Here is a 12,436-nt window from a genome sequence, read left to right as displayed (position 1 = left end):
GGGGCTAAGCCCGATATGCATTTCGAGGCGCTAAGACTAAAGTTGTAGGTAAAACGTCCTAGGGCGACTTGTCGCGGCCTTCCGCGGCACCCTACCATGACTGCAAAGGTGAGTGACGACAGCCTTTGCAATTCGCGAGTTTGTGAGTGGCCCTGGCAACGGCAAGGTCGTGGCGGGCGCGCTTTCTGCAAAGGCGGATCGTCACGATGCCGGGCGGAAGCAGACCAAGCCGGAATCGGCGCAAAAAATCGGGGGGAGAGCTCAAATGTGGAACCAGATCTATAATCCGCTCGGCAGTACGGCATTGTCGACCATCGCCGCGGCGATTCCGGTGGTGCTGCTGCTGGTGCTGATCGCCACCGGCAAGGTCAAGGCACATCTCGCCGCTATCATCGCGCTGATCGCCGCCAATCTGATCGCGATCGTGATCTTCACGATGCCGGCGAACATGTCGATCCGGGCCTCGCTGCTGGGCGTGGTGACCGGCTTCTTTCCGATCGGCTGGATCGTGCTCAACGTCATTTTTCTCTACCGAATTACCGTGGAGACTGGGAAATTTGAACTGTTGCAGCGCGCGATCGGCGGCGTCACCACCGACCGCCGGCTGCAATTGCTGCTGATCGCTTTCGCTTTCGGCGCGTTCTTCGAAGGCGCGTCCGGCTTTGGCACCCCCGTGGCGATCACCGGTGCGGTGCTGATCGGGCTCGGCTTCTCGCCGCTGGCGGCCTCCGGCCTGTCGCTGATCGCCAATACCGCGCCGGTCGCTTACGGCGCACTCGGCACCCCGATCCAGGGTCTCGCCTCGGTTACCGGGCTCGATCCCTACGTCCTCGGCGCCATGGTCGGACGGCAGTTGCCGTTCTTCTCGCTGCTGGTGCCGTTCTGGCTGATCACCGCCTTCGCCGGGTGGCGCGGCATGCTGGCGATCTGGCCTGCCATCCTGGTGACGGGGCTGTCCTTCGCGATCCCGCAATTCGTGATCTCGAACTACATCAATCCCTGGATCGTCGACATCGGCGCCTCGCTGATCTCGATGGCCTGCCTGATCCTGTTCCTGAAAGTGTGGCAGCCGAAAGAGCTGTGGCTGTCGGCGAAGCTGCGCGGCAAGGATGAATCGGCCGCGACCATGGCGCCGCCGAAGCCGATGGACAAGACCGCGCTGACCTCGGCGCAGCTCTGGGGAGCGCTGCTGCCGTGGATCATCGTCTGCATCGTGATGCTGGTCTGGGGCAACGGCGCGTTCAAGACCTGGGCGAACTCGATCTTCGTCTGGGCCTATCCGGTGCCCGAGCTGCACAATATGATTAACTCGGTGCCGCCGGTGGCCGCGAAGCCGACTCCGCAGGGCGCGGTGTTCGCCTTCACCTACCTGTCGTTCACCGGAACCGGGATGCTAATCGCCGCGATCATCTCCGGCTTCCTGATGGGCTTCTCGCCGTTGAAGATGATCGCCGAATATGGCCGTACCATCAGGGTCTGCGCGATTTCGCTGATCACGATCTCGGCGATGCTGGCGATCGGCACGCTGACCCGATTGTCGGGGGTCGACGCGACGCTCGGCCTCGCCTTCGCTGCCACTGGCGTGCTGTATCCGTTCTTCGGCACGCTGCTCGGCTGGCTCGGCGTGGCGCTGACTGGATCGGATACCGCCTCCAACGTGCTGTTCGGCAATTTGCAGAAGATCACCTCTGAGCAACTCGGGTTGTCGCCGATCCTGATGGGCGCCGCCAATTCGTCCGGTGGCGTGATGGGCAAGATGATCGATGCGCAATCGATCGTGGTCGCCTCCACCGCGACCAATTGGTACGGCCACGAAGGCTCGATCCTGCGTTACGTGTTCCTGCATTCGATCGTGCTGGCCTGCCTTGTCGGCGTGCTCGTGACCTTGCAGGCCTATGTCTATCCGTTCACCGCGATGGTTTTGAAATAGCACTCGCGTTCGGTCACGACGAAAATCCCCGCGGCTATCGTCGCGGGGATTTTTTGTGCGCCCGGAATTTGTGCGACGGCGCGTCTGGTCAAGCCGATGGCCCCCGGGTAGAAAGCCGGGCGTCTGATCAGAGCCCCGAGGCAAGATGATTTCTGCAACCGATCCGAGATACGTCGCCATTGCACTCCTGTTGTCGGTAGCGATGCCGGGCGTAGCACCGGCCTATGCCGCCGACGAATTTCCGTTCGGGCTGGAAATGACCCTGGATGCGGCGCGTCAGCCCAGCTCGAAGCGGCTTCCCACCCTCGAGATCGGCGACAATGGCGAGACCAGGCTGGAGCTATGGTGCAAAGGCGGCAAGGGTCAGTTCTCGATCGCCGGCAATACCGTGATCTTCGTGCCGGGTCCGCTACAAGAGCGCGCTTGTCCGCCCGACCGTGCGCAGGCCGACGATGCGCTGGTCGCAGCGCTGAGCGAGGCGACCACGTGGAAGCGGCAGGGCGATCTGATCACGTTTCTCGGAGCCCAGCCGCTGCGGTTCCGGCTCAACACCAATTGACCGGTCAGGCGCCGCCCAGGATGATGTCGGCGCAGGTTTCCGCCGACTGCACCACACCGGTGTAGCCGCCTAATCCGGCATAGGCCGAGGCCAGATACAGCCCTGGCAGGACGGTGCGCGGCGAGCGGTCGGTCGCGCGACCGTTCGGTTCCGGCAAGGTCGGCGCGAAACCATAGACCGAGCCTTGCGGCGCGTTGAGATATTGCTGCACCGACATCGCGGTGTTGAAGGACGACGCCGTCACCGCGGCGGCAAGTCCGGGATATTGCGCGTCGAGATAGTCGACGATGGCTTGCTGCCAGCGCCCGCGCTTGGCGCGATAGGCGTCCGGCTCGAGCGCGCTCCAGTTTGACAGCAGGTCCGGCCCGACCACGGAAACAACGTAAGGCGGTGCCGGCACGCCGGAATCGATCGCCGCGTAGTCGACGATCGCCAGCGGCGGCATCCGCCCGGCCGGCTCCTCGGCCATCAACGACTTTCCCTGCGTGTAGCCTGCGAGCGTCGTCATCCAGTCCGGCAGCAGCTGCGTCGAATAGCTGCCCACGCCGAACGCCCGCGGCGGCGTCGATAGTCCCAGCGTGAGGGCGAACAGCGAGATCGATGGCGTTTCCCGCGCGTAGCTGTCATTCAAACGCGTCGCGTCGGCTTCGGGCAGCAGCGACGCCAGGATCGCCGGCGCGGCATTACCGATAATCCGCCGGCACTCGACGATCTGCGGATCACTGCCGTCCCGCGCGGTGTGGGTGACGTAGCCAAATTCGCCGTCGGCATTCAGTGCGATCGCGCTGACGCTGCGGCGCAACAACACCTCGCCGCCCGCCATCCGGATCGCGCGAGCCAGCGCGCTGGACAGCCGCTGCGAGCCGCCCTGGATGAAGCAGGCGCCACCGCGCAGGAAGCCGCCTTGCGCCATCGCGAAGCTAGCCCACCGCAGCGTCGTGGGGTCGTCGTGATAGTAGGACAAGTTCGCCGCCAGCGCGCATTTGATGGCTTCATTATCGCCGAACAGTCGGTCGAGCTTGTCGGATAGCGACAGCTGCAGATCCTGATCGTTCAGCGTGATGTCGCCGGTTGCAGCGATCCGTTCCATCTCGTCGAGCAGTTGCGCGATGCCGTGGCGCGCTTCCGGAAACCGTTCGTTCAGCGCGCCGCGCGCCGCGGCGAAATTGTCTGGAAGCAGAAACGGACGGCCCAGCGGGCCGCCGCGCGCCTCATACAGCGCGCCAGTTGGAATCCATTTCACCGCGTCGAGCACGCCGGCGCGGCTCAGCGCGCCATGCTTGGGGTCTTCGGCATGGTGCGGATTGCTGGTGACATGCAGCGAACCTTCGACAAACAGATCGCCGACCTTGTAGCTCGACGCTGCGCCGCCGACCGAGTTGCCGCGCTCGATCACCAGAACCTTGCGGCCCTCGCGCGCCAGGATCGCGCCTGCCGTCAAGCCGCCAAGGCCCGCGCCGATCACCACTGCGTCATAGCGCGCCATTCAACCTGAAATCCCGGAGCTGGAAGGAAGGGCTTCTTTGCCGCTATGCGGCGGCATGTCAATTCGCCGGCCGGGCGGTCGCGCCCGACTTCGACGAAAGTGGCTAGCGAGTCATTTCCAGGCGGACTTGTCGGAATCCCAGCGCTGGGCCTTGAATTCCTTGGCCAGCGCGTCGAGCGAGGCGGCGCCGTCCTTTGGCTCGGCTTCTTCGTCACTGCCGGAATCGTCGTTCAGGTTGAGCTTCGCGCCCGGCGTTTCGTCCGCGGTCGAAACCGAGGGGGTGCCCAGCCAGAGCATCAGTCGGTCGGTGGATCCCGGCTTGTCGGGCGCGGCCAGCGCGGTGACTTCCAAGGTTTCGGTCAGTTGCAGCGCCGGCAGCAAGGCGCTGGGCCGCTTGAACGTCAGCTTCAGCTTGCCGGTGGTGTCGCTCCACACCGCGGTCGACAATTTCGCCGCCAGGGTCTTCGACAGCACGGCGGCGATCGCGGTCGCAAGCTTGTCGCGGTTCAGCTTGTCGCCGTCGCGCCAATCCGCGGCGGCAAAGCGGATGCTGCGGTCCATGTCGAACACGCCGGTGGTCCAGCCGGCGTTGACGACGCCCGGCGTCGCCTTGGCTTTGGCAACGAAGTCCGCCGCGCGATCCGGATCGACCGCCAGCGTGATCACCTGCTCGCCCGCTCGCAGCGCGTCGCAGCCGGCATTCAGGCTGCTGAGCGCGATCTCGACGTTTTGGCCTTTCAGGCCTTTGAGAAAATCCAGCGTCGCATCGAGCTTCACCCTGACGCCGATCGCTTCGGGCGAGACTTCGGTGAAATCCTTGGGCGCCGCGGCGATGCTGTCGTCGGTCGAGAGGTTGTCGTGGAATTCCTTTTCGCTGAGGTCGGTATTGTCGGCCGAAGCGATCTCGTTCACGGTCGTCCCGACGGTAACCTGCCCCTTGAATTCAAAGGTGTCGCCGGTCGGCTTGCGGGTCAGCTTCACCGCGACCGGGGCTTTGTCGCCGAGGCTCTGCGTGGTTCCGCTCAGGGTCTGGCCGTTGACAGCCAGATTGACGACGAAGCGGTCCTTGCGGTCGGAGGTCTTGTCCGCGGGATAACAGACGTCGAGCACCGCTGAGCTGACCGTCTTGCCCTGCCGGGTCTCCTTCAGGACGACGTCGGCGTTGCCATCCATGAAACCGTCGATCGAGGTGAAGTAGCGGGTTTCGGTCTCGCCCGTGGGCTGCTTTGCGGCTTTGGTCTGGGCAAAAGCGGTATCGGCCGCAGGGACCAGTAGCAGCAGACTGAAGATGAGCGCGCGCATTCCGGAATCCTCGCAGGGCGACTTTCGAGCGTGTCGAGCTTTCTCGATTCGCATTGAATCGGAACCAAGGCATTGCCTAGCAAATCCTCGAGCAAACGCCAAAAAAGAAGGCCGCCCGGAGGCGGCCTTCGATGCGAGTTCCAGTGTCGGCGTGGCTCAGAAGCCCATGCCGCCCATTCCGCCCATGCCACCCATTCCGCCGCCACCGCCGCCCGGCATTGCCGGGGCTGCGTCTCTCGGCAGTTCGGCGACCATAGCCTCGGTGGTGACCAGCAGCGCTGCAACCGACGAAGCGTCCTGCAGCGCGGTGCGGACCACCTTGGCCGGATCGACGATGCCCTTGGCGAGCATGTCGACATATTCCTCGGTCTGGGCGTCGAAACCGAAGGTCTCCGACTTGTTCTCGAGGATCTTGCCGACCACGATCGAGCCTTCGACGCCGGCGTTCTCGGCGATCTGGCGGATCGGGGCTTCCAAAGCCTTCAGCACGATGTTGATGCCGGCCTGCACATCAGAATTGTCGTTGTGGATGCGGCCGACCGCCTTCTTGGCGCGCAGTAGCGCCACGCCGCCGCCGGGTACGATGCCTTCCTGTACCGCGGCGCGGGTCGCGTTGAGGGCGTCCTCGACGCGGTCCTTCTTTTCTTTGACTTCGACTTCGGTGGCGCCGCCGACGCGGATGACGGCAACGCCGCCGGCCAGCTTGGCGAGCCGCTCCTGCAGCTTCTCACGATCGTAGTCCGAGGTGGTTTCCTCGATCTGGCCCTTGATCTGGCCGACCCGGGCCTCGATGTCCTTCTTCTTGCCGGCGCCCGAGACGATGGTGGTGTTTTCCTTGTCGATCACCACCTTCTTGGCGCGGCCGAGCATGGCGAGCGTGACGCTCTCCAGCTTCATGCCGAGTTCGTCGGAGATCACCTGACCGCCGGTCAGGATCGCGATGTCTTCCAGCATCGCCTTGCGGCGATCGCCGAAGCCCGGCGCCTTGACGGCCGCGACCTTGAGGCCGCCGCGCAGCCGGTTGACCACCAGGGTAGCGAGGGCTTCGCCCTCGACGTCCTCGGCGATGATCAAGAGCGGCTTGCCCGACTGCACCACGGCTTCCAGCACCGGCAGCATCGCCTGCAACCCGGACAGCTTCTTCTCGTGCAGCAGCACGTAGACGTCCTCAAGCTCGGCGCTCATCTTCTCGGCATTGGTGACGAAGTAGGGCGAGAGATAGCCGCGGTCGAATTTCATGCCCTCGACGATGTCGACTTCTGTCGTCAGCGACTTGTTCTCTTCGACGGTGATGACGCCCTCGTTGCCGACCTTCTGCATCGCCTGCGCGATCATCTTGCCGATCGCGGCGTCGCCGTTCGACGAGATGGTGCCGACCTGTGCGATTTCCGCGGAGGAGGCGACCGGCTTGGCGCGCTTGACCAGATCCTTGACGACGGCCTGGACGGCGATCTCGATGCCGCGGCGCAGATCCATCGGGTTCATGCCGGCGGCGACCGACTTGGCGCCTTCACGGACGATCGCCTGGGCCAGCACGGTCGCGGTGGTGGTGCCGTCGCCGGCCAGATCGTTGGTCTTGGAGGCGACCTCGCGCAGCATCTGTGCGCCCATGTTCTCGAACTTGTCCTCGAGCTCGATCTCCTTGGCGACGGTAACGCCGTCCTTGGTGATGCGGGGAGCGCCGAAGCTCTTCTCGATCAGGACATTGCGGCCCTTCGGGCCGAGCGTCACCTTGACCGCGTTGGCGAGGATATCGACGCCGCGCAACATGCGGTCGCGCGCGTCTCCTGAAAACTTGACGTCCTTGGCTGCCATTTTGATTCGCTCCTGGGGTTTCTGGGTCGATGCGCTCTTAACGGCGTCATTGCCGGGCTTGACCCGGCAATCCATCTGCCTTGGCTTTGAAGATGATGGATGCCCGGATCAAGTCCGGGCATGACTCAGAGAGCGATGATGTGTGATTGCTGGTTAGCTCAGCACGCCCATGATGTCGGACTCCTTCATGATCAGGAGCTCCTCGCCGTCGAGCTTGATCTCGGTGCCGGACCATTTGCCGAACAGCACCCTGTCGCCGGTCTTGATGTCGATCGGGATCAACTTGCCGGCTTCATCGCGTCCACCGGGGCCGACCGCGACGACCAGACCCTCTTGCGGCTTTTCCTTGGCGCTGTCGGGAATGATGATGCCACCCTTGGTCTTGGTTTCGGCATCGACACGCTTGACCACGACACGGTCATGCAGAGGGCGGAAATTGGTTTTGGCCATGAGGGTTTCCTGTGCGTTTGCTTGATCGCTTTGCTTCGAATGCCAGTCAGCGGGTGCGGAGCACTGGCTGATGCGGCGACGTTCTTGGCAATCGTGCTGCGGGAGTGCTAATTGTGTGCTCGGAATATGACTTGGCGCCGATCCTGTCAAGCAAGGGCTTAAGACCTTGGTGAGGTCAATATAGGATGGTTCAGGAAACCAGATCAGAGCACCAGCGTAGTTAATGAGACCGCATTGCTCTGTCAGGAGTTTTGCGCTTGTCTGGACGGCGGGTGCGGTCGGGGACGTTTCGCTTGGGGATAGTCATGATCAGTTCACGCTACGCACGCGCATTTTCTCATCTGGGACTCGCTTCGGTGCTGGCGTTGAGTCTCGGGGCTTGCGGCACTTTCGGCGGTTTCGGGGGATCGCAGCAGGTTGCGGTGCAAGAACCCGCGGTTGCGCCGGAAATGCCAGCGACGATCCGGGCCGACGAAATCGTCGGCCGCTGGGGGCTGGCGTCGTTCCAAAATCCCGCCGACCGGGCCCGCACCGAGGCGGCGGCGCGCGGACAATGCAAGCAGCCCTATGTGATCGGCGCCGGCAGCTCCGGCGGCGTGATCATGCATCTGGCCGACCAGGCGACGCCGCAGGAATTACGGCTGAAGGGCAGCCCCAGCGGCAAGAACTATATCGGCCCGCCGGGGCCCTCCGGCGGCGAGCAGGACCGCGAGATCGTGTCGTTCGACGGCCGGGTTCTGGTGACCCGCTTCATCGACAAGGATGCCGCCACCCGCTACGGCAACATGGTCTATGTCCGCTGCGCGCCCCGCGCATGAGGTGCAGTCCGATCGCTGGCCTGACGTCATGATCTGATGGGGCGACTGCGCAACCTGTTGCTGGGGCCTCAACGCGCTGTCGTCGTTCTCTCGGTGACCCAGATCCTATGCTGGGGCATGCTGATCTATCCGCCGGTCCTGACCATGCCGCATGTCGCGGCCGCGCATGGCTGGTCGCTGGCGTTCTGCATGGCCGGATTTTCACTCGGGCTGGTGACATCGGGGGTGATGGCGCCGATCGTCGGCGGCCTGATCGATCGTCACGGCGGCAATATCGTGATGTCATCGGGGGCGCTCGCTGGCGCGCTCGGCCTCGCGCTGCTGGCCACCGCGGATCAGCGTCCGATCTACCTTGCGAGCTGGCTGCTGATCGGCGCGGCGATGGCCTCGACGCTGTATGATCCGGCCTTCACCACGCTGGCGCGGCTGTTCGGAACCTCGGCGCGGCGGCAGATCATCTTCGTCACTTTCGCCGGCGGCTTCGCCTCCACGGTTGGCTGGCCGGCGACGCAGATCCTGCTCGAGCACGTCGGATGGCGCGGTACCTATCTGTGCTTCGCGGCGGTGATGGCCTGCGTGATCGCGCCACTGCACGGCTTCGCATTGCCGCGGACAGCGGCGGTCGCGGTGACACCATTGCCGGCTGCGGTGAACCCCATCGTCGTCCCCGATCCGCTGATGCAGCCAGAGGGCTGGCCGTTCGTCCTGCTGGCCGCGGCATTCGCGCTGTACGCCTTCATCCTCTCGGGGGTCACCTCGAATCTGCTGGCGATGCTGCAGCGCGGCGGCATCAGTGCAGCCACCGTGGTGACGCTCGGGGCGATGTTCGGTCCGGCCCAGGTCGCCGCAAGACTGGTCGATTTTCTGCTGGCCGGCCGCACCCATCCGTTATGGATCGCCCGTGGCGCGATCACGCTGATGGCGTTGTCGTTCGCGATGCTGGCCCTGGTCGGAATATCGGTGCCGGTGGCGGCGCTGTTCTGCGTCGCTTTCGGCGCCGCCAACGGGGTGATGACAATCGCGCGCGGCGCGTTGCCGCTGCTGATGTTTGGTCCGGTGGGTTATGGGCGGGTGATCGGCCGGATCGCGCGGCCCGCGCTGTTTGTTCAGGCGCTGGCGCCGTTCGTGGTGGCGTCCGCGGTCGAGCGCCTGTCCGATCCGGTGGTGATCGCGTTCGGACTGGCCGGCACCGTGGTGGCGCTGGGCTGTTTCCTGGCGATCAGGCCGCCGCGCGTCGCCACGCGGCGTTGAGGTTGTTGCGATCAGTCGAACAGCGCGTCGATGTCGTCCTGCGAGGCGTGGCCATCGTCGTCCAGCTTCGGTCCGTTCAAAAGCTTGGCGTCGCCGTCGCGGGTGTCCACGATCGGCGGCGCGTGCGCCTTGATTTCGTCGACGCCGCCCCAGATGTCCATCATGACGGTGATGTGGTTCTCGATGAACTTCATCGTGGTCATCACCTTGTTGATGCGCTGGCCGGTCAGGTCCTGGAAGTTGCAGGCTTCGAAGATCGAGATCACGCGCTCCTGGATTTCCTCGCTGAGCAGCTTCTGCTGATCGGGCGAGTTCACCTTGGTCAGCGCGCTCGCGGCCAGATCGATCGCCTCGGCGGCCTCGAGGATCTGTTGCGTCGCCTCTTCTGTTCCACCGACCACGGCGCCCAGCTCGCCGTTGACCTTGGCCATCTCCTCGCCGTTGAAACTCTTGGTATGCAGAACCGCGATTTCCCGCTTGGTCTGGTTGATCGCGTCGTGGATCAGGTCGAGCTCGATCTTGAGCTTCTCGCATTGCTCGATCTGGGCGCGGTAGGTCGCCAGCATCGCCTTTGCTTCCGCGGCCTCGTGCGCGACCGACTCGTCGATTTCCTTGGTGCTTTGACCGACCCGGTGCGGTCTGGACATCTGCTCGCGGATCGCGCGCAGCTCGGTCATGATCTCGCGGTGACCGGGACCGCTGTCGTTGCCGATGTCTGCAAGGATCGGCGAAGTTCCGAGCGTGAGTTCTTCAATACGAAAGCGCTTGCGTTGGATCGACATCGGTTCATCCCAGTTCCAATCAATACACCTTGATAGTGCTATCTGTTTAACGACGCGTTCACGCGGGCAATCTCGCTTTGGTCGACGCACGGACACCAACGATTAACCATGGCGTCCGCGGATTCACTGAAAATAAACGCTGTCGGAAAGAACACCGCGTCGTTGACGACGTGGTGAATCGAAACGCCGGTTCTGTTTACCAAACCGAGGCTGTTTTGGTTTTAGTTAAGCACGTTCACAGGCGCTCTCGGGCGCATCCACGGCGAAACAGTGCAGAGTACGTCGATGTTCAGAAAGTCCACAGTTGCGTTTCTTACCAGTGTGTCCTGCCTCGGCGCGGGACTGCATCAGGCGGTGGCGTTTGAAGCCGCATCGATCGTCGAGCCCACCGTGATCTACGCCCGTCAGCCCGCGCCGCCGCCGCCGGTTCGCACCGCATCCGCGTCGCGCTCCTCGATGGGCGGCGGGTTCATCGAATTCCTGTTTAGTGACGGCGGCCAGTCGAACTACGAACAGCAGCCGGTCTACCAGCCGCGCTACGACCAGCGTCGCCAGTTGCTGCCGCCGATCGAGCCGCAGCAAGCGATGCGGCAGCAGGAGGAGGCGATCGAGCCGGCGCACCCGACGTTCGATCCGAAATTCGAAAAGCAGTTCGTCGATTATCACGGCAAGGAAAGCCCCGGCACCATCGTGGTCGATACGCCGAACAAGTTCTTGTTCCTGGTGCAGGGCAACGGCAAGGCGCTGCGCTATGGCATCGGCGTCGGTCGGCCCGGCTTCACCTGGTCTGGCGTGAAGACGATTTCGGCGAAGAAGGAATGGCCGGCCTGGACCCCGCCGCCGGAAATGCTGGCGCGCCGTCCTGATCTGCCGCGCCACATGGAAGGCGGCCCGCAAAATCCGCTCGGCGCCCGCGCGATGTATCTTGGCTCGTCATTGTATCGGATTCACGGCTCCAACGAGCCGTGGACGATCGGGACCAACGTCTCGTCGGGCTGCATCCGGATGCGCAATGAGGACGTCATCGATCTCTATGGCCGCGTCAATGTCGGTGCGCGGGTCATCGTGATCTGAAAGGTCTAGACACCAACAGAAACGGCCGCCTGCGATCGGGCGGCCGTTTGCGTTGTTGCGGTTCGATGCTCAGGCGAAGTCGCTGTCGCCGCCACCGCCGTCGAAATCGTCCGAATCCAGATCCATGTCGTCGTGGTCGTCGTTCGACGCCTGGTCGAACATTCCCTGACGTGACGAACTGTCATCGGCCCGATGCCCCGACGGTCCGTTGTTGTTGCCGATGTCGTTGAGGCCGGCGTCACGCGCGAGATTGCCGCCGGACTGATCGCCGCTCCACGGGCTGTGGCCGCCACCCCCGCCGAGCGCGGACTGGTCGCCAAAGCTGTGCTGATTGCCGCCCATCATCGAGCGGATGCTGCCGAGCAGCAGCGATCCGCCGACCATGCCGGCCGCGGCCGCCGCCGCGGTGCCGAGGAACGAGCCCCCGCCTCCGCCCATCGGCGCCTGCGGCACGCCATAGGAGCCGTACTGTCCCGGCTGCGGCTGACCATACTGCCCGCCTTGCGGCTCATTGTAGGGCCGATCCTGCCGGGAATCGGAAGGCCGTTCGGTCGACCCCAGCACCTGTCCGGTGTTCCAAACCGGACGGCCTCCAAGATCGGGCGGGCGAACATTCGGCACCGAACCGCGCGGCTGCGACTGGTCGCGGCCCAAAATCGTCTCGCGCATCGAATCCAAAAATCCGCCGCGCGGCTGCGCGGGCTCGCCGGCGCCTTCCAGTTGCTGGATGCGGTCGTGCGCCCGCTTCAGGGCTTCGTCCTGCAGCAGTACGGTCTGCACCAATGCGTAGGTCGCATTGGGCGCAATTCGCAGCCCCTGCGTGATCGCCTCGGCGGCGTCCGGATCGCGTGGGGTGGCTTCGACGCGGGCGAGCCTCTCGAATAGGTCGTCAACCAGTTGGCGTTCTTGCGGGGTCATGATGGTCTCCCTAAGCATCGCATTACCTCACGTGGTCGCTTCACCGAGGTG

The 12,436-nt window shown here is 64.1% G+C and carries 11 protein-coding genes; 5 read left to right on the top strand and 6 right to left on the bottom strand.

Annotated elements, in window-relative coordinates; all coding sequences use genetic code 11:
- Positions 1–265 precede the first annotated feature (265 nt).
- Positions 266–1,930 (top strand): L-lactate permease, encoded by a 1,665-nt coding sequence (locus tag HXX15_RS03695; RefSeq protein WP_296512778.1) that lies wholly within the window; start codon positions 266–268, stop codon positions 1,928–1,930.
- 145 nt (positions 1,931–2,075) lie between these two features.
- Positions 2,076–2,489 carry an META domain-containing protein gene (locus HXX15_RS03690; protein ID WP_296512777.1) on the top strand — a complete coding sequence of 138 codons (414 nt, stop codon included), beginning with the start codon at positions 2,076–2,078 and terminating at the stop codon, positions 2,487–2,489.
- Between the two features lie 4 nt (positions 2,490–2,493).
- On the opposite strand, the gene HXX15_RS03685 is transcribed toward HXX15_RS03690, so the two are convergent.
- From HXX15_RS03685 to HXX15_RS03670, 4 genes are all read right to left on the bottom strand, one after another.
- Positions 2,494–3,975, bottom strand: coding sequence for an FAD-dependent oxidoreductase (locus tag HXX15_RS03685; RefSeq protein ID WP_296512775.1), 1,482 nt, complete (start codon positions 3,973–3,975; stop codon positions 2,494–2,496).
- Positions 3,976–4,086: 111 nt separating this feature from the next.
- The gene (locus tag HXX15_RS03680) at positions 4,087–5,277 is read right to left on the bottom strand and encodes a hypothetical protein (protein WP_296512773.1); all 1,191 of its coding nucleotides are present in this window, start codon (positions 5,275–5,277) and stop codon (positions 4,087–4,089) included.
- Between the two features lie 156 nt (positions 5,278–5,433).
- Positions 5,434–7,092 carry a chaperonin GroEL gene (gene groL, locus HXX15_RS03675; protein ID WP_296512771.1) on the bottom strand — a complete coding sequence of 553 codons (1,659 nt, stop codon included), beginning with the start codon at positions 7,090–7,092 and terminating at the stop codon, positions 5,434–5,436.
- A 153-nt stretch (positions 7,093–7,245) separates the two neighbouring features.
- Positions 7,246–7,542 (bottom strand): co-chaperone GroES, encoded by a 297-nt coding sequence (locus tag HXX15_RS03670; RefSeq protein WP_296512768.1) that lies wholly within the window; start codon positions 7,540–7,542, stop codon positions 7,246–7,248.
- 305 nt (positions 7,543–7,847) lie between these two features.
- On the opposite strand from HXX15_RS03670, the gene HXX15_RS03665 reads away from it, so the two are divergent.
- Together HXX15_RS03665 and HXX15_RS03660 are read left to right on the top strand one after the other, a co-directional pair.
- A complete protein-coding gene (locus HXX15_RS03665) occupies positions 7,848–8,360 on the top strand; it encodes a hypothetical protein (protein WP_296512767.1) in 513 nt (170 codons plus the stop codon).
- Positions 8,361–8,396: 36 nt separating this feature from the next.
- The gene (locus tag HXX15_RS03660; protein WP_296512765.1) at positions 8,397–9,611 is read left to right on the top strand and encodes an MFS transporter; all 1,215 of its coding nucleotides are present in this window, start codon (positions 8,397–8,399) and stop codon (positions 9,609–9,611) included.
- Between the two features lie 11 nt (positions 9,612–9,622).
- Here the strand turns inward: HXX15_RS03660 and HXX15_RS03655 are convergent, their stop codons facing one another.
- Entirely contained in the window at positions 9,623–10,393 is a 771-nt protein-coding gene (locus HXX15_RS03655) for a protein phosphatase CheZ (RefSeq protein WP_296512762.1), read from the bottom strand.
- A 285-nt stretch (positions 10,394–10,678) separates the two neighbouring features.
- On the opposite strand from HXX15_RS03655, the gene HXX15_RS03650 reads away from it, so the two are divergent.
- Positions 10,679–11,467 (top strand): L,D-transpeptidase, encoded by a 789-nt coding sequence (locus HXX15_RS03650; RefSeq protein ID WP_296512760.1) that lies wholly within the window; start codon positions 10,679–10,681, stop codon positions 11,465–11,467.
- 69 nt (positions 11,468–11,536) lie between these two features.
- Here HXX15_RS03650 and HXX15_RS03645 read toward each other — a convergent pair whose 3' ends face one another.
- On the bottom strand, positions 11,537–12,385 hold the full coding sequence (locus HXX15_RS03645; RefSeq protein WP_296512758.1) for a DUF2076 domain-containing protein: 849 nt from the start codon (positions 12,383–12,385) through the stop codon (positions 11,537–11,539).
- Between the last annotated feature and the right edge of the window lie 51 nt (positions 12,386–12,436).

Source organism: Rhodopseudomonas sp. (genome assembly GCF_013377015.1).
GTDB lineage: Bacteria > Pseudomonadota > Alphaproteobacteria > Rhizobiales > Xanthobacteraceae > JARJEH01.
Note: the sequence above shows the minus strand (reverse complement) of the source record. Positions and strands in the feature narration are given on the sequence as shown.

Excerpts from the sequence above, each read along its gene's own strand:
- HXX15_RS03655 (WP_296512762.1), bottom strand. The coding sequence starts at position 10,393 with ATGTCGATCCAACGCAAGCGCTTTCGTATTGAAGAACTCACGCTCGGA.
- HXX15_RS03660 (WP_296512765.1), top strand. The coding sequence starts at position 8,397 with ATGGGGCGACTGCGCAACCTGTTGCTGGGGCCTCAACGCGCTGTCGTC.
- groL (WP_296512771.1), bottom strand. The coding sequence starts at position 7,092 with ATGGCAGCCAAGGACGTCAAGTTTTCAGGAGACGCGCGCGACCGCATG.
- HXX15_RS03670 (WP_296512768.1), bottom strand. The coding sequence starts at position 7,542 with ATGGCCAAAACCAATTTCCGCCCTCTGCATGACCGTGTCGTGGTCAAG.
- HXX15_RS03690 (WP_296512777.1), top strand. The coding sequence starts at position 2,076 with ATGATTTCTGCAACCGATCCGAGATACGTCGCCATTGCACTCCTGTTG.
- HXX15_RS03680 (WP_296512773.1), bottom strand. The coding sequence starts at position 5,277 with ATGCGCGCGCTCATCTTCAGTCTGCTGCTACTGGTCCCTGCGGCCGAT.
- HXX15_RS03650 (WP_296512760.1), top strand. The coding sequence starts at position 10,679 with ATGTTCAGAAAGTCCACAGTTGCGTTTCTTACCAGTGTGTCCTGCCTC.
- HXX15_RS03695 (WP_296512778.1), top strand. The coding sequence starts at position 266 with ATGTGGAACCAGATCTATAATCCGCTCGGCAGTACGGCATTGTCGACC.
- HXX15_RS03665 (WP_296512767.1), top strand. The coding sequence starts at position 7,848 with ATGATCAGTTCACGCTACGCACGCGCATTTTCTCATCTGGGACTCGCT.
- HXX15_RS03645 (WP_296512758.1), bottom strand. The coding sequence starts at position 12,385 with ATGACCCCGCAAGAACGCCAACTGGTTGACGACCTATTCGAGAGGCTC.
- HXX15_RS03685 (WP_296512775.1), bottom strand. The coding sequence starts at position 3,975 with ATGGCGCGCTATGACGCAGTGGTGATCGGCGCGGGCCTTGGCGGCTTG.